Source organism: Streptomyces armeniacus, from assembly GCF_003355155.1.
Classification (GTDB): domain Bacteria; phylum Actinomycetota; class Actinomycetes; order Streptomycetales; family Streptomycetaceae; genus Streptomyces; species Streptomyces armeniacus.
The window spans coordinates 465,926-485,044 of record NZ_CP031320.1 but is presented as its reverse complement, the minus strand read 5'-3'; the positions used below and the strand labels follow the sequence as shown (position 1 = coordinate 485,044).

The 19,119-nt window shown below is 72.7% G+C and carries 16 protein-coding genes; 7 read left to right on the top strand and 9 right to left on the bottom strand.

The genetic code is table 11. The annotated features are described in order from the left end of the window. Positions 1–10: 10 nt before the first annotated feature. The 7 genes from DVA86_RS02110 to DVA86_RS02080 form a co-directional block, all read right to left on the bottom strand. Entirely contained in the window at positions 11–2,128 is a 2,118-nt protein-coding gene (locus DVA86_RS02110) for a beta-galactosidase (protein ID WP_208875263.1), read from the bottom strand. A 14-nt stretch (positions 2,129–2,142) separates the two neighbouring features. Further along, complete coding sequence (locus DVA86_RS02105) at positions 2,143–3,072, bottom strand: carbohydrate ABC transporter permease (protein WP_208875262.1); 930 nt, start codon at positions 3,070–3,072, stop codon at positions 2,143–2,145. Then, positions 3,069–4,070 (bottom strand): carbohydrate ABC transporter permease, encoded by a 1,002-nt coding sequence (locus DVA86_RS02100; protein WP_208875261.1) that lies wholly within the window; start codon positions 4,068–4,070, stop codon positions 3,069–3,071. The genes DVA86_RS02105 and DVA86_RS02100 overlap by 4 nt, the downstream gene beginning before the upstream one ends. Positions 4,071–4,179: 109 nt before the next feature. Next, positions 4,180–5,730, bottom strand: coding sequence for an ABC transporter substrate-binding protein (locus DVA86_RS02095; RefSeq protein ID WP_208875260.1), 1,551 nt, complete (start codon positions 5,728–5,730; stop codon positions 4,180–4,182). Positions 5,731–5,873: 143 nt separating this feature from the next. Then, positions 5,874–6,758: an SMP-30/gluconolactonase/LRE family protein gene (locus DVA86_RS02090; protein ID WP_208875259.1), complete on the bottom strand. Its 885-nt coding sequence runs from the start codon at positions 6,756–6,758 to the stop codon at positions 5,874–5,876. A gap of 419 nt (positions 6,759–7,177) precedes the next feature. Beyond that, positions 7,178–8,419 carry a galactonate dehydratase gene (dgoD, locus tag DVA86_RS02085; RefSeq protein WP_208875258.1) on the bottom strand — a complete coding sequence of 414 codons (1,242 nt, stop codon included), beginning with the start codon at positions 8,417–8,419 and terminating at the stop codon, positions 7,178–7,180. Beyond that, a complete protein-coding gene (locus DVA86_RS02080) occupies positions 8,416–9,306 on the bottom strand; it encodes an SDR family NAD(P)-dependent oxidoreductase (RefSeq protein WP_208875257.1) in 891 nt (296 codons plus the stop codon). The genes dgoD and DVA86_RS02080 overlap by 4 nt, the downstream gene beginning before the upstream one ends. Before the next feature lie 193 nt (positions 9,307–9,499). Here DVA86_RS02080 and DVA86_RS02075 point away from each other — a divergent pair, with 193 nt between their 5' ends. The 4 genes from DVA86_RS02075 (at position 9,500) to DVA86_RS02060 (ending at position 13,178) form a co-directional block, all read left to right on the top strand. Beyond that, entirely contained in the window at positions 9,500–9,811 is a 312-nt protein-coding gene (locus tag DVA86_RS02075) for a UxaA family hydrolase (protein WP_208875255.1), read from the top strand. Next, positions 9,790–10,950 carry a UxaA family hydrolase gene (locus DVA86_RS02070; protein WP_208875253.1) on the top strand — a complete coding sequence of 387 codons (1,161 nt, stop codon included), beginning with the start codon at positions 9,790–9,792 and terminating at the stop codon, positions 10,948–10,950. The genes DVA86_RS02075 and DVA86_RS02070 overlap by 22 nt, the downstream gene beginning before the upstream one ends. Positions 10,951–11,029: 79 nt before the next feature. After that, the gene (locus DVA86_RS02065) at positions 11,030–12,049 is read left to right on the top strand and encodes an NAD(P)-dependent oxidoreductase (RefSeq protein WP_222623273.1); all 1,020 of its coding nucleotides are present in this window, start codon (positions 11,030–11,032) and stop codon (positions 12,047–12,049) included. After that, on the top strand, positions 12,039–13,178 hold the full coding sequence (locus DVA86_RS02060; RefSeq protein WP_208875251.1) for an Ldh family oxidoreductase: 1,140 nt from the start codon (positions 12,039–12,041) through the stop codon (positions 13,176–13,178). The genes DVA86_RS02065 and DVA86_RS02060 overlap by 11 nt, the downstream gene beginning before the upstream one ends. A gap of 59 nt (positions 13,179–13,237) precedes the next feature. Here DVA86_RS02060 and DVA86_RS02055 read toward each other — a convergent pair whose 3' ends face one another. Further along, positions 13,238–13,975, bottom strand: coding sequence for a FadR/GntR family transcriptional regulator (locus tag DVA86_RS02055; protein ID WP_208875249.1), 738 nt, complete (start codon positions 13,973–13,975; stop codon positions 13,238–13,240). A 207-nt stretch (positions 13,976–14,182) separates the two neighbouring features. Between DVA86_RS02055 and DVA86_RS02050 the strand changes: the two genes are divergently transcribed. From DVA86_RS02050 to DVA86_RS02040, 3 genes are all read left to right on the top strand, one after another. Beyond that, a complete protein-coding gene (locus tag DVA86_RS02050) occupies positions 14,183–15,085 on the top strand; it encodes a glucose 1-dehydrogenase (RefSeq protein ID WP_208875247.1) in 903 nt (300 codons plus the stop codon). Positions 15,086–15,159: 74 nt separating this feature from the next. After that, positions 15,160–16,527: an ATP-grasp domain-containing protein gene (locus tag DVA86_RS02045; protein WP_208875245.1), complete on the top strand. Its 1,368-nt coding sequence runs from the start codon at positions 15,160–15,162 to the stop codon at positions 16,525–16,527. Further along, the gene (locus tag DVA86_RS02040) at positions 16,527–18,554 is read left to right on the top strand and encodes a CocE/NonD family hydrolase (RefSeq protein ID WP_208875243.1); all 2,028 of its coding nucleotides are present in this window, start codon (positions 16,527–16,529) and stop codon (positions 18,552–18,554) included. The genes DVA86_RS02045 and DVA86_RS02040 overlap by 1 nt, the downstream gene beginning before the upstream one ends. Positions 18,555–18,625: 71 nt before the next feature. Here the strand turns inward: DVA86_RS02040 and DVA86_RS02035 are convergent, their stop codons facing one another. Continuing rightward, complete coding sequence (locus tag DVA86_RS02035; protein ID WP_208875231.1) at positions 18,626–19,081, bottom strand: cupin domain-containing protein; 456 nt, start codon at positions 19,079–19,081, stop codon at positions 18,626–18,628. Positions 19,082–19,119 lie beyond the last annotated feature (38 nt).

The window sequence follows — 19,119 nt, the reverse complement described above, 5'->3', positions numbered from 1 at the left end:
TCGACTCCGTTCAGTCCTCGATGATGACCGTGCTGTCCCAGGGCCCGAGTTCCAGGCCCGTTCCGGCAGTTGCCTGCCGGCCGTCGAACAGGTCCCGCCCCGCGACCGGTGGGTCGGCGAGACGGTGTGTGTCGAACGACCAGTTGCTGAGGAACCACAGCCGCCTGCCGTCGCGCGCACGCGCCCGCGTGACGCGTACGGACTCCGGCAGCCCCTCGCCCAGCGGCGCCACCCCGGACGCGCGCAGCACCCAGTCGGCGAGCGCGCGGCTGAAGGCCGCGTCGGGGAGCGTCCCCACGTATGTGACCCGGCCGGCGCCGAACTGCCGCGTCGTCACGGCCGGGTAGCGCCCGAAGTGCGGGTGGTCGTAGTACGCGAGCGGCTGCGCGCCCTCCAGCTCCAGCTCGTCCGCCCAGGCGTGGGCCTGTACGCCGGCGGGCAGGCTGAGGCCGCCGTACGGCTGCCCGGCTCCGTCGGCGGCGCTGACCGGCAGCGGGGTGGCGAGGTTCGAGTACAGTCCGTAGCTCAGCCCGGCCGCCTTGCGCAGCGGGCCGGGGGCGCGGTCGGCCCAGCGGGCGCGGCCGTGCTCGTCCCCGTAGCCGGAACGGAACGTCAGCACCAGGTGCCCGCCACCCTCCGCGTACGCCGTGAGCCGTTCCAGCAGCGCGTCGTCGGCGACGTACAGCATGGGCGCGACCAGCACCGGGAAGCCGTCGAAGTCCTGCGGCGGGTGGACGACCGCGGTCTGCGCACGGGCGTCGAACAGGCCGCGGTAGAACGTGTCGAAGACACGCTGGTAGCAGCCGTGGTCGGGGGCGCCCTGCGGCGTCTTCAGACACGGCTGGAACTCGAACGCGTACCGGCTGTCCTGCGAGTACAGCAGCGCGGCCTCGGCCTCGGGGCGCAGCCCGGTGAGCAGTTCGCCGTGCTCCTTCAGCTCGGCGCCGACGCGGGCGATCTCGTTGTAGCAGCGGTTGGGCCCGAGGTCGTGGTTGAGGATGCCGTGCGAGTACGTCTCGGCGCCGTAGTGGAGGCTGTGCCAGTGCCAGTACGCGACCATCTCGGCGCCGCGCGAGATCGTCGCGTACGCCGCCATCCGCCACTGGCCGTCGTAGCCGGGGAAGGTGTTGTCGGCGCCGCCGACGCTGATGGGGTTCATCTCGGGGATGAAGAAGTTCTCCTGGCGGCCGCTGCGGGCCATGTCGGCGCGCTGGTAGAGCTGTACGGCGCCGGTGCCCGCGCGGTCGCCGGGGAAGGCGACGGTGTGCTCGGGCGCCGGGTGGGCCAGGGCGTCCTGGGAGGCGTGCGGGAAGTTCTCCGCGACGACGTCGACGATCTGGGACACCTGGTGGCGGTCCACATCGGAGCGGCCGTGCCCGCCGACCATGTCCTGGATGACGAACTGGTCCTCGCGTGCGTACTCCCGCACGATCCCCTTCTGCCACCGCAGGAACCCGTTGACCAGGGTGGCCTGGAAGCGGCGCCACTCCAGGTCGTAGCCGGGGTTGGTGTTGCCCGACATGCCGCAGCCGATCGGCACGCGCGGTGCGGGGCGCCACAGATCGGACCAGTCGCCGAGCCGGTGCGACCAGTAGTTCAGCCCCCAGATCTCGTTGAGCCGGTCGACGCTGCCGAACCGCTCCTTGAGCCGGCTGACGAAGCTGTCGAAGACGTCGTCGTTGTCGACGAAGCCGGAGCCGGTCTCGTTGTCCACCTGGAAGCCGATGACCGCCGGATGCCGGGCGTACTCCGACAGCAGGGCGCGGATTACCCGTTCGGCGTGGAAACGGTACGCGGGGTGCGCGATGTTGACGTTCTGCCGGCCGCCGAACGACGCCCGCCGCCCGTCCGTGGCCCGTGCCAGCACCTCGGGGTGGCGCCGCGCCAGCCACGCCGGTATCGCGTACGTGGGCGTGGTCAGCACCACCTCGATGCCGCCCTCGTGGAGGGCGTCCAGCACCGGCCGCAGCCACTCCGTCTCGAAGCGGCCCTCGGACGGCTCGCACAGGGCCCACACCGAGTCGCCGACGCGGGCGTAGTCGATGCCGGCGTCCCGCATCATCGCGACGTCCTCGGCGAGCCGGTCGTAGGGCTGGTACTCGTGGTAGTAGGAGACTCCGAACAGCATGACGCTCCTTGATTTCAGCCGCGGACAGCGCCGGCGACGCCTTCGATGAAGTAGCGCTGCAGCACCAGGAAGACCAGGACGATGGGCAGCAGGCTGATGGTGGAGGCGGCGGCCAGGCCGGACCAGTCGGTCAGGTTCTGGCCCTCGAAGGAGTAGACCCCCACCGCCAGGGTCCGCAGGTCGGGGCGGGCGAGCGTGAGCACCAGCGGGATCAGGAAGCTGTTCCACACCCGCATCAGGGTGAGGATCACCGCGGTGGCGACGGCCGGCTTGGCCAGCGGAAGCATCACCGTCCAGAACGTCCGCAGGAAGCCCGCCCCGTCGATACGGGCGGCCTCCTCCAGCTCCTTGGGCAACTGCCGGAAGTAGCCCGCGAACAGCAGGATGATGATCACGTGGGCGCCGCCCGACTCGGCGAGGACGATGCCCGCGAGCGAGCCGGACAGGCCGAGCTGGTTCACCAGCTCGAAGACCGGGATGATCGTGTAGCCCTCCGGCAGGAACAGCGTGCCCACCAGGCAGACGATCACCAGCTTCTTGCCGGGGAAGGGGTAGCGCCCCAGTACGTAGCCGATCATCGCCGTGGTGACGGTCACGATCGCCACCGTGGCCACCGTGACGATCAGGGTGTTCCAGAAGTACGGGCCGATGTTCGCCTCGTACCAGGCGCGGCTGTAGTTGTCCCACTGGAACTCCTCCGGCAGCAGCGACGTGCTGCCGAAGATCTCGTCGTCGGTCTTCAGAGAGGCGCTGACCATCCACACGAACGGGTAGAGCCACACCAGGCAGACCGGGATCAGGACCAGCGTCACCACGATCTCGCGGGCACGCGGCCGGCGTGGCAGACGTATCCGGCGCGGGCGGTCCGTACGGTCCCCGGGCGCTGTGTGCTCCGTGCGGTCCGTACGCGTACGGGCCGCGGCGGGTGTGCCGACTGCCGTCATGACGCCTCCTCCGGTTCCCGCGCGTCCGCGGCGTCCTTCGCGTCCCGCCGGGTGACGTGCAGCCGGCGGATGCCCCACGCCTGGAGCAGGGTGAGCGCCAGCACGGTGACGCCGAACACGACGGCGACGGCGGACGCGTAGCCCAGCCGCGGCTGGTGCTCGGCGGCGAACGCCAGCCGGTAGATGTAGACCTCGACCAGCTCGGTGGAGAACGCGGGCCCGCCCTGCGTCATCGCCTGCATCAGCGGGAACGTCTGGAGCGCCCCGACGAAGGCGATCAGCGAGATGATCACGCCGAACGGGGCGATCAGCGGCAGCGTGATGTGCCGGTGCGTGTGCCAGCGGCCGGCGCCGTCCACCCGGGCCGCCTCGTAGACGTCCTGCGGGACGGTCTGCAGGGCGACCAGCCAGTAGATCATCGAGATGCCCATCCACTTCCACACGAAGACGCCCGCGACCGACCACATGGCCAGATCCGGGTCCCCGAGGAAGTCCACGGGCGCGTCGATGAGACCCAGGTCGAGGAGGAAGGCGTTCAGCGGGCCGTCGAACGGATTGAGGATCATCGACAGGACCACGCCGACGATCGCCGTCGTGGTGACGACCGGCAGGAAGAAGACCGTACGGAACACCGTACGCAGCCGCAGCGCCTGGTCGTTGACGACGATCGCGATGACCAGGGCCAGCACCAGCATCACCGGCACGGCTGCCGCCGCGAAGGCGAAGGTGCGGCCGAACGCGGCCCAGAAGTACGGGTCCTCGACCACTTCCCGGTAGTTGTCCAGGCCGACGAACTTCCGCTCGGAGTCCAGCCCGGACCACTCCAGGAAGGAGATGTACCAGGAGGACGCCAGCGGATAGAACGTGAACAGCAGGGCCAGCACCAGGGACGGCGCCATGAAGAGGTAGCACCAGCGGGCCTGCCAGATGCGCTGCCGGAGCGAGCCGCCGCCGGTCCCGTCCCGGACCAGCGCGGAGGTCTGTGTGAAGGCACTCATCCGTACGGTCTCCTGTGGTCGTGCAGCGGGCTGGGCGGCGGGCGGTCCGGCGGGCGGTTCGGGCGGTCCGGGCGGTCCGGGCGGTCCGGGCGGGGGAGTTGAGGCGGCGTCACTTCGGCTTGGGCCCGGAGCCGGTGTAGTCGCGGGACGGGTCCCAGTCCGGGAACACGAAGTCCTCGCGGGAGACCTTCACGCCCTCCTTGCGCGCGTCCGCGACGGCCTTGTCGAGCAGCCGGTCGCTGCGGTCGCTGAGCTTGCGCAGCTCGCCCCGTACGTCGTCGGTCTTGCCCAGGAACAGCGCCTGTACGACCTCGCCGAAGCTGGGCGTGACCTGCTTCTGCTTCTCGGCGAGCAGCGTGACCTGGGAGTTGCGGGTGACCGGCTCGGGCCGGGAGCGCATCGCGTCGGCCAGCTTGAGGCACTGCCGCGCCTGCGGGCTCGCGCCCTTCTTGGCGGCCTCGCGGGCCTGTTCGTTGATCGGCGGGTTGCCCGCGCCCACGATCTTGCCCCACGCCTGCTGGCCCGCGAGGCTCCCCAGGTACGACAGCACGTCGCCGACCACCGGCTTGGCCTTGCTCTTGGCGAAGACGACGACGCCGTCCGTGCCGAACATCGGGTAGCTCATCGGATACCCGTCGGGCCCGGCGACCGGGTGGCCGGCCACACCGAAGTCGAAGTCCGGCTTCTCCTCCTGCCACTGCTCGGTGACCCAGGGGCCCGCCGCGACCATGCCCGCGTGCCCGCGCAGCACGCGCGGCCACGCCTCCGGCGCGGTCAGCGAGCTGGAACCGGGGAAGACGCTCCCGTCCTTCTTCAGCGCCAGCAGCAGCTCGATGGCCTCGGCGAAGGCGTCGTCGGTGTACGCGAACTCGCCCTTGCGGGGGTCGATGAAGCCGTGCGGCCGGTAGTTGACGGACGCCGAACGGGCCGAGGAGGCGAGGTAGTGCACGAGGAACTCCAGCCGCTCCGGCTGCGCCACCTCGAGCACGAAGCCGTAGCTGCGCCCGTTCCCCTGCTTCGTGATCTTCTTTGCGGCGGCCCGGAACTGATCCCACGTCAGGGGCTTCGCCTGCGGGTCGTAGCCCGCCTCCTCCATCAGCCGGGTGTTGTAGTGCAGCAGCGCCTGGTGCCGCTGCTCGCTGGCGGGCGGCACGGCGTACAGCTTGCCGTCGAAGACCTGCACGCCCTCGACGAACGTGCCCTCGGGGAAGCCCGCCCGCCACTTCTCGAAGTCGGGGATGAGGTCGTTCACCGGCGCCACCCAGCCCTCGGCGACCGCCTTCGCCAGCGGCATGCTCTGCGGCAGCTGGAGGATGTCGTGCGCGGTGCCGTTCCGGATGCCGAGGGGGGCGACCTCCTCGATGCGGTTCCAGGGGAGCGCGGCGTAGTCGACGGATATGTTGCCGTGCTTCTTCTCGTATGCTGCTGCGAACTCCTCCCAGAACGCGGCCTTCGTGTCGCCGCTGTCCATCACTCTCAGGCTGACGTCGCCCTTGGGGAGTTTGCGCTTCGGGTCGGGGACCTTGATCACGTTGGAGCTCTTGCCCTGTGACGGGTCGGAACAGCCGGTGAGGCCGAACGCGGCGCCCGCCGCCAGGGCGCCGCCCGCGGCGAGGAACGTACGTCGAGTGCTGCCGTCTGCGGACCACGCGTTGCTCATGTCGAGGCTCCTGTCGTTCCGCTTCTGTGTCGCTGCGCGGCTGCCCGTCGATCGCGCGGGCTTGGATAAGTGGTTTGACCTCTGACCGATCCGCAGATCTTAGGAAAGGCCCGTACGGGCGTCAACGGAAAACGATTTCGAAGTCAGAACGGGCGCCACGCGTGCGCCTGCCGCCCCCGGACGCCGGGCCGGATCCGGAACAGCGCGCCGGCCGCCGGCTCCCGCGCCACCTCGTCGTCCGTCATCCCGAACCGCCCGCTGGTCACGTACAGTTCGGCCAGCTCCGGACCGCCGAACGCGCAGCTGGTGACCAGCCGCGCGGGCAGCCGTACGACCTCGTCCAGCCGGCCGTCCGCGGTGTAGCGGCGCACCTCGCCGCCGCGGACGAGCGCCACCCACACCCCGCCCTCCGCGTCGACCGTCAGCCCGTCCGGGCGCCCCGGGGCGTCCCGCAGATCGGCGAACGGGCGGCGTCCGGTGGCCAGTCCGCACTCGGGGTCGTAGTCCAGGACGTCCACGGCGAGGGTCGGGGTGTCGGCGAAGTACAGCCGGGTGCCGTCCGGGCTCCAGTCCAGGCCGTTCGACACGGTGACCCCGGAGATGACCGGAGTCACCCGGTCCGGGCCGTCCAGCCGGTACAGCGCGCAGGCGCCCGGGTCCTTGCGCTCGGTGAGCGTGCCGACGAGGAAGCGTCCGTACGGATCGCACTTTCCGTCGTTCGCCCTGTCCCCGGTGGGCAGCCGGGCCAGCGGGTGCCCGGATCCGTACGGCTGCCGGGCTCCGTCGCCGGGCAGCAGCCGTACGGTGTCGCCGACCGCCGCGAGCAGACCGCCGCCCGCGGCGGGTGCGAGCGCGGCCACCGGCCCGCCGACGCGCTCCGCCGTGTCCCGGCCGGTGCGCGGGTCGAAGCGGTGGATCTCGTGCCGCAGGATGTCCACCCAGCGCAGCACGCCCGCGTCCGCGTCCCACACGGGCGCCTCGCCTAGCAGGGCTCCGCCCGCGACCACGGTCTCGACGTCAGCCGTCATCGCCGTCTGCTCCCTCTGGTCCGTCCGCCGCGGTCGCCGCGTGCGGAACGTGCAACTGTCGTCTGCGATGCGCCCGTTGTGGCTGCCCGGCGCGCCCTGGCCGCGCGCTCCGTACGGTGCGACCGACGCGTTCGGCACCGGCCGTACGAGCCTCCGGCGCGGCCCCGTGGGTGCGCCCTCCGGCGACGCCCGGCACGGCGCCACACAGGGGCCCGAACGATCGCTCCCGCCGCGTCGGCCGCCGGATGCTCCGTCAGCAGCGCGCCCGGAGCCGTCCGCGGGCTGATGGGCGTGCGGAGAGCCACGGTCCTTCCGTCGAGCGGGACGTACGCGGAAGGGGTCGCCGCGCCCGCTTCGACGGCAAGTGGCCGCGCGCTCCGCCCGCGGCTCCGCTCGCGGCTCCGGTCTGGCGGGCGGGGCTACCATTCGGCCGTCCGCCCGTCCGGGTGCCGCCAATCGGGGTCGGGTAGTGTCCAGGCACCGTCGCGGGCGCGTACGGCGGCCTCGTCCACCTCGATGCCGTTGCCCGGCCCGTACGGCACCGGGAGAACGCCGTCGGCGGGTGTCAGCGGAGCGGGATCGGCGAGGTAGTCGCCCATCTCGCCTGCTGGCAGCCCCGCGTAACCGGAGTGGTAGTGCAGTCCGAGCGACTGCTCGTGCAGCGGGACGTTCAGACAGGCCGCCGCCACCTGCAGTGAAGCGGCCAGCGACACCGGGCCGTTGGGGCAGTGCGGCACGACGGCCACGTCGTACGACTCGGCGAGCCGGCAGATGACGGCCAGCTCGTGCAGCCCGGTGAGGGACACGTCCGGCTGGAGCACATCCACCCCGCCCCGCTGGAGCAGCAGGCGGAACTCCCAGCGCGAGGTAAGGCGTTCACCGGTCGCGATCCGCGTCGCGCCGGCCAGCCCCGCCACCTCCGGCAGCAGGTCCTCGTGGCCGGGTGCGAGCGGCTCCTCCACCCACAGCAGGCGGTACTGCTCCAGTTCCGCCAGCAGCGGGCGCAGCGCCGTACGGTGCACCCGGCCGTGGAAGTCCAGAGCGATGTCCAGGCGGTCGCCGAACGCGTCCCGCAGCGCGCCGACCCGTTCCGTCACCGCGTCCACCGCGCGCGCGGTGGGGAGGTGGTCCAGCTCCTCCGTGGCGTTCATCTTCACCGTGCGGAAGCCCTGCGCGAGGCGCGCCCGCGCGTGCTCGACGACGTCGGAGGGGCGGTCGCCGCCGATCCACGCGTAGACCGGGATGTGCTCCCGTACGGTGCCGCCGAGGAGTTCGTGCACCGGCGCGGACAGGGAGCGGCCCTTGATGTCCCACAGCGCCTGGTCGACGGCGGCGGCCGCGGTCGCCAGCACGGGGCCGCCGCGGAAGAACGCGCCGCGCCGCATGCGGTGCCACAGCTCGCCGGCGCGCCCGGCGTCGGCGCCGGTGACGTTCGCGGCGATGTCCTCGACGGCGCCCAGCACGGCGCGGCGGCGCTTCGGCACGATCGCCTCGCCCCAGCCGGTGAGTCCCGCGTCGGTGCGGACGCGGACGAGCATCCAGCGGGGCGGCACGCAGAACACCGACACGTCGGTGATCCGGCCGGCGGCGGTGCGGGACCGTACGGTGCCGCCTTCCGCGGAACGCGCGGAGCCGCGCCCGGGGTCCGTACCGCCCGTCATACGGCGCCCCCTTGGGGTGCGGCCGGGAGCTGCGGGTCCGTACGGCGGCTCAGTCGCCGGCCGCCGTCGACGGCGAGCACCGCGCCCGTGACGTAGGAGGAGCGCGGGGAGCAGAGGAACGCGACCGCCTCCGCCGCTTCCCGCGGCGTGCCGAGGCGGCCGAGGAGCGTGGGCGGCGGCACGTCCTGTCCGGCCCAGAAGCCGTCGCCCAGCTTGGTGTTGAGCGTCTCGCTCTGGACCAGCCCCACGCTCACGGCGTTGACGCGGATGCCGTGCTCGCCCAGCTCGACCGCGAGCGCGCCGGTCATGGCGCTGAGCGCGCCCTTGCTGGTGACGTAGGCGGCGTGGCCGGGCAGCGGCAGGGCCTCCTGCACGCTGCCGACGTTCACGATCGCGCCGGGCCGCTGCCGCCGTATCAGCCCGCGGGCCAGGGAGCGGGCGAGGGCAGCGCCGGCGAGCACGTTGACGCGCAGCACGCGGAGCCAGTCGTCGTCGGTGCTGTCGAGGAGGCCGCCGGGCGGGTACGCGGCGGCGCAGTTGACCAGTACGTCCACGGGCGACGGCGCGGGATGCACGGCGGCTTCGGCGCCTCCGCCGGGAGTGCCTCCGCCGGGAGCGCCCTCGCAGAGCGCGCCGAGCGCGCGCAGGTCGCCCGCGTCGCCGAGGTCGGCGACGCGGGTGTGCAGCGCGCCGCCGTACGCGGACTCCGGTGCGGCGAGCGTGCCGACCTCCGGCGAGAGGTCAACCGCCGTGACGCGTGCGCCCCGTTCGGCGAGGGTCTCCGCGACGGCGCGGCCGATGCCCTGTGCGGCGCCGGTCACCAGCGCGTGGTGACCGGCCAGTTCTCCGGACTCGACGGCCTGGTCTGCTGCTGGAACCGGAACCATGCGACCCTTCTTGTAATCGATTTCGAAGACGTAACAGGGGAATGTGGCACAACAGCCGCAGTCCATCAAGACCTTGGACAGAGCGTTGACGCAGGGGTTCCGGTTACTTACGATCCGAGGACAGAGGTCAGACCACTCGCGCACCGTCGCACGGTTCCACGGATCATCACCGGACCCTCACGAGGAGTGCACCATGGCGTCCGACACCAGCTCCCCACCCGACTTCCTGGCCCACCGCGAGGGCGACAACGTCGCCGTGGCGGTCCGCGACCTTGCCCCCGGGCCGGTCGAGGGCGGCTATCTGCACGGCCCCCGTTCGCACCGCCTCGAGCTGGTCTCGGAGGTGCCGCTGGGGCACAAGTTCGCACTGACGGACATTCCCGAGGGCGAACGCGTCATCGAGTACGGCGTGCACACCGCCGTCGCCACGGCGGCCATCGCGCCCGGCGAGTACGTACACGTCCACAACGTGAGGAGCGCACGGTGGCAGCACCGGACGGCCTGACCGGATACCGGCGGGCGGACGGCTCCGTCGGCATACGCAACCACGTGGTGATCCTGCCCGTGGACGACCTCTCCAACGCCGCCGCCGAGGCGGTGGCCCACGTCGTACCCGGCACCCTCGCCCTCCCGCACGCCTACGGGCGGCTTCAGTTCGGCGCCGACCTGGAGCTGACCTTCCGTACGCTCATCGGCACCGGCCGGAACCCGAACGTGGCCGCCGTCGTCGTGATCGGCATCGAGCCCAACTGGACGGCCCGCGTCGTGGACGGCATCGCCGGCACCGGCAAGCCCGTACACGGCGTGTCCATCGAGGGCCGCGGCGACCTGAAGGTCATCGAGGAGGCGTCCCGCGCCGCGCAGCGCTTCCTGCAGGACGCGAGCGAGCTGGTACGCGAGCCCACCGCACCCGCCGAACTCATGCTCTCCGTCAAGTGCGGCGAGTCCGACACCACTTCGGGCCTCGGCTCCTGCCCCACCACCGCCGAGGTCGTGGACCGCTGGGTGGACGCCGGGGGCACCGTCCTCTTCGGCGAGACCACCGAACTCACCGGCGGCGAGCACCTGATCGCCGAACGCTGCGCCGACGACGGCGTACGCGCCGACTTCCAGCGGCTGTTCGACCGCTACCTCACCGTCATCGAACGCGAGGGCGCCGACCTGCTCGGCTCGCAGCCGACCCAGGGCAACATCGCCGGCGGGCTCTCCACCATCGAGGAGAAGGCGATGGGCAACATCGCCAAGCTCGGCACCCGCCCCGTCGTGGCCGCGCTCGAACCGGCGGAGGCACCCGTACGCCCCGGCCTCAACTTCATGGACACCTCCTCGGCCGCCGCCGAGTGCATCACGCTGATGGCCGCCGCGGGCGCCGTGGTCCATCTGTTCCCCACCGGCCAGGGCAACGTGATCGGCAACCCCGTCGAACCCGTCGTCAAGCTCACCGCGAACCCGAAGACCGCCGAGACCATGTCCGAGCACATCGACCTGGACTGCTCGGGGCTGCTGCGCCGCGAATGCGTACTCAGCGAGGCCGGCGACCAGTTGGCGGACGTCGTCGCACGCACGGTCAACGGGCGGCTGACGGCCGCCGAGTCGCTCGGCCACCGCGAGTTCGTGTTCACCAAGCTGTACCCGAGCGCCTGACCGCGCCCGAGAGGGAGGGAGCAGCAGCCATGGCCGACACCATGGGCACCACCTCCGCCCGCCACGCCGCGCGGGCCCTGTGAGCGGCCGACGGGCGTACGCCGCGCCCGCGTCCGTGCCGCCGCCGGACGTCGCCGTCGTCGAGGACGTGTGGGGCGAGCCGTTCGACGCTCTCGGCACCCGGCTGCGCGTCCGCCGGGAACCGGGCGCGTGGAGCGACCCGCGGCAGCTGTACGAGGCCGCGGCCGGTGCGCGCGCCCTCGTCGTACGGAACCGCACCCGCGTCACCGGCGAACTGCTCGCCGCGCTGCCCCGGTTGGCGCTCGTGGCGCGCGCGGGCGTCGGCCTGGACAACATCGACGTCGCCGCGGCCGACGCCCGGGGCGTCGTCGTGGTCGCCGCGCTCGGCGCCAACGCCACCAGCGTCGCCGAGTACACCCTCGGCGCCGCGCTCGCGCTCGCCCGCCGCACCGTCCCGCTGGACCGGCGCACCCGCGCCGGTGGCTGGGAGCGCGACCCGGTCCGCGAACTGTCCGGCGGCACCTGGGGTCTGCTCGGCCTGGGCGCCACCGGGCTCGCCGTCGCCCGCGCCGCACGCGCGCTGGACATGCGCGTCGTCGCGTACGACCCGTACGTACGCGACGACGACCCGCGGCTCGCCGAGTACGGCGTACGGCTGGCCGCCCTGGACGACACCGCCGCCGCGGCCGACGTCCTCAGCGTCCACCTGCCCGCCACACCCGCCACCCGCGGGATGGTCGGAGCGCGGCTGCTGTCCCTGCTGCCGCCCGGCGCGCTGCTGGTCAGCGCGGGGCGCGGGGCGGCCGTGGACGAGGAAGCGCTCGCCGACGCGCTGGCCGGCGGCCGGCTCGGGGGCGCGGCACTCGACGTGCGGGCCGTCGAACCACCGAGCCGCGGACGGCTCGAGGACCTCGACAACGTGCTGCTCACCCCGCACGTCGCCGGGATCACCGAGCAGAGCCAGCGGCGCATCGCCCGGATACTCGCCGAGGACATCGAACGGGTCCTCACCGGTGGCGCCGCCGCACACGCGGTCGGCGCCGTGGACCGCGGACGGGAGCCCCCGCATGACGGCTGAGGACGAGGCGGCGGAGGACGAGGCGGCTGAGGACGAGGCGGCTAAGGGCGGCGCCGTACGAGGCGGGCGGCGACGGAACGGACGCAGCCCCTCCCCGCGTACGGTCGGCGGCGCACGCGAACTGGCCGCCGCCCTGCTGACGGCGGCGGGCGTGCCCTCCACCGAGGCCGCGCGCACGGCGCACGCCATCGTCCTGGCCGACTGCTGGGGCATCGGCTCCCACGGCCTGCTGCGGCTGCCGTACTACCTGCGGCGGCTGCTCGCCGGCGGCTGCCGGGCCGACGCCCGTCTCGTGACGGTGACCGACACCGGCCCGCTGGTGTCGTACGACGGGCAGCACGGCCTCGGGCACTGGCAGCTCTGGCGGGCCGCGGAACTGGCCGCGGAACGCTGCACGCAGTACGGCGTCGCGGCCGTGACCGTCGGCCGTACGTCGCACTGCGGCGCCCTCGGCATCTACACGCTGCCGCCCGTCGAGGCGGGCCAGGCCGCGCTCGTGCTCTCCAACGGGCCCGCCGTGATGCCCCCGTGGGAAGGGCACCGGCCCGTGGTGTCCACCAGCCCTCTCGCGGCGGGCTTTCCGGGGGCGAGGTCACAGGACGGGCAGGCACCGGGCCGTCCGGCCGTCGTCGACCTCGCCACCAGCGCCGTCGCGCGCGGCCGCATAGCGCAGCGCGCCGCGACCGGCGAACCGCTGCCGCCGGGCTGGGCGTTCGACGCGGCGGGGCGGCCCACCGCCGACGCGTCGGAGGCGCTGCACGGCATGCTGGCGCCGCTGGGCGGCGCGAAGGGCTTCGCGCTGGCGTTCCTGGTCGAGGCGTTCACCGGGGGAGTGGTCGGCCCGTCGCTGTCGACGGGGGTCACCGACATGTTCGCCGCCGAGGACGCCGCGTCGCCCCAGGACATCGCGCACCTGGTGGTGGCGTTCGACGTGGAGCGCGCCGCCGTGGACGGCGCCGCGCGGGAACGGCTCGCGGCGCTGAGCGAGTCCGTACGGCAGGCGGGCGGCCGGGTGCCCGGCGAGGGCCGGACGCCACCCGAGGAGATCGACCCCGCCGGGCCGCTGACCGTCCCGGACGCCCTGGCGGACGAACTTGCCACGTGGGCGCGGCGCCTGGGCGTGGGGTGAAGCCCGTATGCGCCGCGCTGTACCACTCCCGTACGGTGCGTCGCCCCGCCCTTGCGGCGTCAGGAGGCGGGCAGCGCCTCCTGCTCCCGCGCCATCCGCGTCAGCGCCGCCCGGTGCGCGCTGCGGATGTGCGCGCGGGCCGCGCGGCGTGCCCCCGCGGCGTCGCCCGCGGTGAGGGCGTTGAGGATACGGTGGTGCTCACGGCGCGACTTCTCGCGGCGGCCGGAGATGAGCAGCGTGGTCTCCATCCCGGACAGCAGGATGTCGTTCAGCACGTTGCTCGTCTGCTGCAGGAAGCGGTTACCGGCGGCGCCCGCGATCCCCAGGTGGAACTGGGCGTCCAGCCCGGCCAGCCGCGCGAAGTCGGGGTGCTCCTCGTCGAACGCCGTGTCCAGCGACGCCAGCGTCTCCCGCAGCCCCGCGGCCTGCTCCGGGGACATCCGCTCCGCCGCCCAGCCGGCGGCCGGCACCTCCAGCACCTCGCGCATGGCGAACAGCTCGTTGATGCTGATCTCCGCCCGCTCCAGGGCGGCGCGCAGCTCCTGCTCGGAGCCGGGCTGGGCCACGAACACGCCCTGACCGTGCCGGACCACCAGCCGGCCGCGTGCCTCCAGGATCCGTACGGCCTCCCGCAGGGACGGCCGGCTCACCCCGAGCAACTGCGCCATCTCGCGCTCGGGGGGCAGCCGTTGGCCGGGGGCGAGCCGCTCCTCGAGGAGGATCTTCTCGACCTGGGCCACGATGCGTTCCGACAGGCTGCCCGGCTGCGCGACAGGTTGCCACAGCTGGCTCGTCAACTCTTCCTCACCACTCCCGTAGACCCCCGACTCCCTCACCGGACGGCCCCATCATACGGCGGCAGGCGAGGCCAGAGGACTGACCTCCCTGTTTCTCCCGGTGGCCCCGGTGCGCGGATGTCCGATTGAACGGATGAGCGCGGGTACCCGGTCACGACCGGTGCGGGCGCCGCCGTGTGCCACCGGACGACCAGCCTGGAGGACACGATGAACGACCGCGGCAACGGCGGTGACCGCACCGCGCGGAACCCTGCCCACCAGTACCCGGAGCCGGAGTTCCCCCAGCAGGACCAGCCGCACCCGGGCTGGACCGGCGGGATGGAGCCCCGGCCCGACCACGGTGAGCGCACCTACCGCGGCAGCGGCCGGCTGCGCGACAAGTCCTGCGTGGTGACCGGCGGCGACTCGGGCATCGGCCGTGCGGTGGCGCTGGCCTTCGCGCGGGAGGGCGCCGACGTGCTCTTCACGTACCTGGACGAGGAGGCGGAGGACGCCCGCGAGACGCGGCGTCTCGTGGCGGACGAGGGGCGGCGGGCCGTGGCCGTGAGCTGCGACGTACGCGAGGAGGACGAGTGCCGGAGGGTGGTGGACACGGCCGTCGCCGAGTTCGGCCGTGTCGACGTGCTGGTCAACAACGCCGCCTACCAGATGTCGCAGCCGACCGTCCTGGACGGCATCACCACGGAGCAGTTCGACCGCGTGATGCGCACGAACGTGTACGCGCTGTTCTGGATGTGCCGCGCGGCGCTCCCGCACATCCCCGAGGGCGGCGCCATCGTGAACAGCACGTCCGTACAGGCGTACAAACCCAGCCCGCACCTGCTCGACTACGCCGCCTCCAAGGGCGCCATCGCGACGTTCACGCAGGGGCTGGCGCAGGATCTGGCGCGGCGCGGCGTACGGGTCAACGCGGTCGCCCCGGGACCCGTCTGGACGCCGCTGATCCCGGCGACGCTGCCCGACACGGAGTCCTTCGGCAAGCAGTCGCCGCTCGGCCGCGCCGCGCAGCCCGCGGAGATGGCGCCCGCGTACGTGTTCCTCGCCTCCCCGGAGGCCAGCTACATCACCGGCGAGATCCTCAACGCGACGGGCGGCGTGCCGCTGCCCTGACGCGCACGCGCCCGGCTGTTTGAACAGCGCCTTTTCCGCGCACCCGGGAGACGTCCGCGATGAGGTGGTGCCTGATGGAGCCTGCACACGTGTTCGTGCTGGGACTGGACGAGAAGAACACCCGAACGCTGAACGAGATGCCGCACGCGGACCAGTACCGCTTCCTCCGGCTGCTGGAGCCGGCGGAGCTGCAGCGTGGCGAGATCCGGGTCGCCGAGCTGATCGAGAAGGCACGCGCGCAGCTGGCGGCGTACGACGGGCCCGTCGACGCGATCGTCGGCTACTGGGACTTCCCGGTGAGCAGCATGGTGCCGCTCCTGTGCGGCGAGTACGGGCTGCGCGGCGCGAGCCTGGAAGCGGTCGTGAAGTGCGAGCACAAGTTCTGGAGCCGGCTGGAGCAGCGGAAGGTCGTCGACGCGTACCCGCCGTTCGCGCTGCTCGACCTGGCGGACGACGCCGGGCGCGGGCGGCTGCCGGAGAACCTGCGCTACCCGGTCTGGATCAAGCCGGTGAAGTCGTACTCCTCGGAGCTCGCCTACCGCGTCGAGGACGACGAGCAGTTCCGCTCGGCCGTGGCGACGATCAAGGAGGGCATCGGCCGGCTGGGGAAGTCGTTCGACGACATCCTCCAGCTGCTGGACCTGCCCGCGGAAGTGGCCGAGGCAGGCGGCGAGGCGTGCGTCGTGGAGGAGGCGCTGTCCGGAGCGCAGGCCACCGCGGAGGGCTTCAGCCGGAACGGGCAGGTCGAGGTGTACGGGATCGTCGACTCGCTCGTCTATCCCGGCACCTCCAGCTTCATGCGCTACCAGTACCCGTCCGCGCTGCCGGCGCGTACGCAGGGGCGGATGGCGGAGATCTCGAAAAAGGTGATCAAGCAGATCGGGCTGGACGACTCCACGTTCTGCATCGAGTTCTTCTGCCGCCCGGAGACCGGCGACGTCAGCATCCTGGAGATCAACCCGCGCCACTCCCAGTCGCACGCCGAGCTGTTCGAGCACGTCGACGGCGTGCCGAACCACCACTGCATGCTCAGCCTCGCGCTCGGCCGCGACCCGCGCCTGCCGTACCGGGAGGGGCCGTACGCGCTCGCCGCCAAGTGCCATCTGCGGCGCTTCCGGGACGGCGTGGTCCGGCGGCGCGCGAGCGACGCCGAGCTCGAGCGGCTGGCCCGTGACGTGCCGGGCGTGCAGGTCGTGCCCGTCGTCGGCGAGGGCTCGCGGCTCTCCGAGACGACGCAGGCGCACGACAGCTACAGCTACGAGCTCGCCCACGTGTACGTGGCGGCCGACGACGAGGAGGAGCTGGAGCGGAAGTACGAACGAGCCGTGGCGGCACTCGGCTTCCGCTTCGACAACGGGCCGGACGACGGCCCCGGTACCGGGACGGACGACGACCCCCGCGTCGGCCCTCGCACCGACTCCCGCGACGAGGAGGTTTCCTGATGCGCGAAGTGACCTCGCTGCCCTGCGCGACCAGGGAGGACGAACACTTCTGGATCCCGGTCTCCGACGGCACCCGTCTCGCGGCCCGCATGTGGCGCCCGATCTCGTCCGACGACGAACCGGTGCCGGCGATCCTGGAGTTCATCCCGTACCGCAAGCGCGACCTCACCGCCTGGCGCGACTCGATCCACCACCCGTACCTCGCCGGGCACGGCTACGCCTGCGTACGGGTCGACCTGCGGGGCAGCGGCGAGTCCGAGGGCGTGCTGACGGACGAGTACCTCGAACAGGAGCACCGGGACGCGGAGGACATCCTCGCCTGGCTCGCCGAACAGCCGTGGTGCGACGGGACGACCGGCATGATGGGCATCTCGTGGGGCGGCTTCAACGCCCTCCAGGTCGCCGCCCGCCGCCCGCCGAGCCTGGGCGCCATCCTCATCGCCTCCTTCACCGACGACCGGTACGCCGACGACATGCACTTCATGGGCGGCTGCATGCTCTCGGACAACCTCGCCGAGGCGTCCACCATGTTCGCCGCCACCTCCTGCCCGCCCGACCCCACGCTCGTCGGCGAACGGTGGCGCGACATGTGGCTGGAACGGCTGCGGGGCAGCGGCCTCTGGCTGGAGGAGTGGCTGCGGCACCAGCGCCGCGACACGTACTGGGAGCACGGCTCCGTCTGCGAGAACTACGCCGACGTCCAGGTCCCCGTCTTCGGCGTCAGCGGCTGGGCCGACGGCTACTCCAACGCCGTCTTCCGGCTGCTCGAGCATCTGGACGTGCCGCGGATGGGACTCATCGGGCCGTGGTCGCACAAGTACCCGCACCTCGGCGAGCCCGGCCCCGCCATCGGCTTCCTCCAGGAGGCGGTCCGCTGGTGGGACCGCTGGCTGAAGGGCATCGACAACGGCGTCATGGACGAGCCGATGCTGCGCCTCTGGATGCAGGACAGCGTGCCGCCCTCCACCGCGTACTCGGAGCGCCCCGGCCGCTGGGTCGGCGAGCCCTCCTGGCCCTCCCCGCACACCCGCACCGACGTACGGGTGCTGGGCCCGCGGTACGAACTGGGCCCGCCGGGGGAGGAGTGCGAGGAGCACGAGATGGGCGTCGAATCCCCGCTGTCCGTGGGGCAGTTCGCCGGGAAGTGGTGCTCGTACGCCGCGCCGCCGGACCTCCCGTACGACCAGCGCGAGGAGGACGGCGGCTCGCTGGTGTTCGAGACGGAGACGCTGGCGGAGCGCTGCGAGATCCTCGGCGGGCCCGTCGTACGGCTGGCGTTCACCGCCAGCCGGCCGGTGGCGATGGTCGCCGCGCGGCTGTCGGACGTCAATCCGGACGGGCGGGCCACGCGCGTCACGTTCGGCCTGCTCAACTTCACCCACCGGAACGGCGACGCGGAGCCGGAGGTGCTCGTCCCCGGGCAGCGCTACGAGGTGGACGTGCAGCTGAACGGGGTGGCGCAGGCGTTCCCCGCCGGCCACCGCATCCGGCTGTCGCTGTCCACCTCGTACTGGCCGCTGGCGTGGCCGCCGCCGCAGCCCGTACGGCTGGGCGTCCTCACCGGAGCCAGCCGGCTGCTGCTGCCCGTACGGCCCGCGGGCGAACCCGACGAGGTGGAGCCGCGCCCGTTCCAGGAACCGGAGGGCACGCCGCCGATCGCCACCACGGCGGTGGCGCCGAAGGACCAGCAGTGGCGCGTCTCCCGCGACCTCGTCGACTACCGCTCCTCGCTGGAGGTCGTCAAGGACACCGGTGTCATACGCTTCGACGACATCGGCCTCGAGGTCGGCCGCCGCGCGTACCAGCACTACGACTGGGTGGCGGACGACTTCGAGTCCGTACGCGGCGAGGTGGTCTCCACCATGACGTTCCACCGCGACGGCTGGGACGTACGAACCGTCACGCGCACGGTGCTGGCGTGCACGCGGAAGGAGTTCGTGCTGCACGCCGAACTCGACGGCTTCGAGGGGGACAAGCGGGCCTTCTCGCGGAACTGGGACCACGTCGTGCCCCGCGATCACCTGTGAGCGGCGGGCTGCTCGCCTCGGCCCGTTCGGCCCGTTCGGCCCGTTCGGCCCGTTCGGCCCGTCCGGCCCGGTCAGCCCGTCCGGACGTCCTTGATGTCGGTGAAGTCGTCGAAGTCGAAGCCGGGGGCGACGACGCACGTCACCAGGACCGGTTCCGTGCCCGCCGGTTCGGCGGCCTGCCAGAGGCCGCCGGGGATGAGGAACTGCGGCCGCTCGCCGGAGGCCACGCCCGGCCCCAGCACCGTGTCGTCGGCGCCCGACTCGTCCGGGACGGCCCCGTCGCCGCCCAGCCGCAGGCGCAGCGGCCCGCCCAGGTGCCACAGCCAGAGCTCGTCGGAGCGTACGCGGTGCCACCGCGAGGACTCGCCGGGGTGCAGCAGGAAGTAGATGCCGGTGGCGTACGCCCGCGGCCCGGGGTACCCGTCCGGCGCGCCCTGCGCGCCGGTCCGCCACGTCTCGCGGAACCAGCCGCCTTCGACGTGGGGTTGCAGGTCCAGCTGCCGCACGAGTTCAGATGTCTGCGCCATGCGCTCCATCCTGGCGCAGCACGCCCACGTCCCGGCAG

What these genes read in the sequence shown, in the direction of transcription:
- DVA86_RS02045 (WP_208875245.1), top strand. Translation starts at nt 15,160, where the DNA reads ATGGAGCCTGCACACGTGTTCGTGCTGGGACTGGACGAGAAGAACACC.
- DVA86_RS02050 (WP_208875247.1), top strand. Translation starts at nt 14,183, where the DNA reads ATGAACGACCGCGGCAACGGCGGTGACCGCACCGCGCGGAACCCTGCC.
- DVA86_RS02095 (WP_208875260.1), bottom strand. Translation starts at nt 5,730, where the DNA reads ATGAGCAACGCGTGGTCCGCAGACGGCAGCACTCGACGTACGTTCCTC.
- DVA86_RS02110 (WP_208875263.1), bottom strand. Translation starts at nt 2,128, where the DNA reads ATGCTGTTCGGAGTCTCCTACTACCACGAGTACCAGCCCTACGACCGG.
- DVA86_RS02060 (WP_208875251.1), top strand. Translation starts at nt 12,039, where the DNA reads ATGACGGCTGAGGACGAGGCGGCGGAGGACGAGGCGGCTGAGGACGAG.
- DVA86_RS02035 (WP_208875231.1), bottom strand. Translation starts at nt 19,081, where the DNA reads ATGGCGCAGACATCTGAACTCGTGCGGCAGCTGGACCTGCAACCCCAC.
- DVA86_RS02090 (WP_208875259.1), bottom strand. Translation starts at nt 6,758, where the DNA reads ATGACGGCTGACGTCGAGACCGTGGTCGCGGGCGGAGCCCTGCTAGGC.
- DVA86_RS02105 (WP_208875262.1), bottom strand. Translation starts at nt 3,072, where the DNA reads ATGACGGCAGTCGGCACACCCGCCGCGGCCCGTACGCGTACGGACCGC.
- DVA86_RS02040 (WP_208875243.1), top strand. Translation starts at nt 16,527, where the DNA reads ATGCGCGAAGTGACCTCGCTGCCCTGCGCGACCAGGGAGGACGAACAC.
- dgoD (WP_208875258.1), bottom strand. Translation starts at nt 8,419, where the DNA reads ATGACGGGCGGTACGGACCCCGGGCGCGGCTCCGCGCGTTCCGCGGAA.
- DVA86_RS02075 (WP_208875255.1), top strand. Translation starts at nt 9,500, where the DNA reads ATGGCGTCCGACACCAGCTCCCCACCCGACTTCCTGGCCCACCGCGAG.
- DVA86_RS02100 (WP_208875261.1), bottom strand. Translation starts at nt 4,070, where the DNA reads ATGAGTGCCTTCACACAGACCTCCGCGCTGGTCCGGGACGGGACCGGC.
- DVA86_RS02080 (WP_208875257.1), bottom strand. Translation starts at nt 9,306, where the DNA reads ATGGTTCCGGTTCCAGCAGCAGACCAGGCCGTCGAGTCCGGAGAACTG.